General features: G+C 72.5%; 3 protein-coding genes. 1 reads left to right on the forward strand and 2 read right to left on the reverse strand.

What is annotated here, in order from left to right; genetic code table 11:
• Positions 1-252 (reverse strand): FGGY family carbohydrate kinase (locus tag CHC09_RS44795; RefSeq protein WP_244911641.1); only part of this gene is annotated, 252 nt, incomplete at its 3' end.
• Positions 249-1,016, reverse strand: a complete 768-nt coding sequence (locus CHC09_RS44800) for an IclR family transcriptional regulator (RefSeq protein WP_089299360.1) — start codon at positions 1,014-1,016, stop codon at positions 249-251. The genes CHC09_RS44800 and CHC09_RS44795, both read right to left, overlap by 4 nt.
• A gap of 88 nt (positions 1,017-1,104) precedes the next feature.
• Between CHC09_RS44800 and CHC09_RS44805 the strand changes: the two genes are divergently transcribed.
• Positions 1,105-1,353 (forward strand): FGGY family carbohydrate kinase (locus CHC09_RS44805; protein WP_280523933.1); only part of this gene is annotated, 249 nt, incomplete at its 3' end.

Consider the following 1,353-nt stretch of genomic DNA (forward strand, 5'->3'; position numbering starts at 1 on the left):
CTCCCGCTGGTTCGCGATCCCGATCGCGGCGATCCGGTCCGCGGTCAGACCCGCGTCGCGCAACGCCCGGGTGATGAGTTTCCGCACGTCACGCCAGACCCGGGCGGCGTCGTGCTCGACCCAGCCGGGCTGCGGATAGGACTGCGGATGTTCCGCCCGAGCCAGGGCCACCACGGTGGCCCGCCGGTCGAAGACGATGCACCGGCTCGAGGTGGTGCCCTGGTCGATCGCGAGGATGTAGCGGTCGGTCACGGCTGCGGCCCGCACAGGTCTCGGGAGATCGCCCGGGCGGCCGCGACGACGTGCTCGACCAGGGCGGGCCGGGCCTGCCGCCGGGTGTCGCAGAGCCGCTCGACCGGGCCGCTGATGCCGATCGCGCCGACGACCAGGCCGCCGAAGGTTCGCAGCGGGGCGGCGATGCCGGCGCGACCGGCCCGCCACTGTTCGACCGAGGATGCCCAGCCCTGGGCACGGGTCGCGGTGAGCGTCCGGGCGAGGGCCTGGCCGGTGGTCACCGTCGCGCGGGTGTACGCCTCCAGCCCGCCCGCCACCGCGTCCTCCGCGGCGGCCATCCGGTACGCGAGCAGCACCTGCCCCAGGGCGGTGGCGTGCGGCGGGAGCACCTGACCGGTCTGCATCGACTGGGCCGAGTCGTCCGGCCGGAACACGTGGTGCACGACCAGCACGCCACCGTCACGCAGGGCGCCCACGTGCACCTCTTCACGGCTGCGGGAGGCGAGCGTGTCGGCCCAGTTCAGCGTGTACGCGCGCAGTTCGTTGGCGTCCAGGCCGGTGGAGCCGAGGTCGAGCAGCGCGCGACCGGGGCGGTACCGGGCCGTACGCGGATCCTGTTCGGCGAAGCCGATGTGGGTGAGGGTGCGCAGGATGCTCTGCGCGGTCGACTTGGGCAGGTCGAGCGCGTCCGCGATCTCCTTGACCCGCAGCCGGCCGGGGGCGGCCGCGAGCAGCCGCAACACCGCCGAGCAGCGTTCGATGGATTGGATGAGACCAGGCATCGTGCGACATTGTCGCACGGATGCCGTTGCCCGTGGTCTCTTCGCTTCCTAACGTCACGCCTGTCAATGGCAGCGGGCGGGAGGCACAGTGGCGGACTTAGTCGGCGCGATCGATCAGGGCACCACCAGCACGCGCTTCATGATCTTCGACCGGGACGGGGTGGAGATCAGCCGGAGCCAGATCGAGCACCGGCAGATCCTGCCGGCGGCCGGGTGGGTCGAGCACGACGCGTGGGAGATCTGGGAGAACGTCGGCAGGACCATCGACGGGGCGCTGGCCGGGGCCGGCCTGGTGGCGTCGGACCTGGCGGCGATCGGGATCGCGAACCAGCGGGAA

It is taken from the genome of Actinoplanes regularis, from assembly GCF_900188005.1.
Classification (GTDB): Bacteria; Actinomycetota; Actinomycetes; order Mycobacteriales; family Micromonosporaceae; genus Actinoplanes; species Actinoplanes regularis.

Bases quoted from the DNA above. Each gene is read 5' to 3' on its own strand.
- CHC09_RS44800 (WP_089299360.1), bottom strand. From the start codon at position 1,016: ATGCCTGGTCTCATCCAATCCATCGAACGCTGCTCGGCGGTGTTGCGG.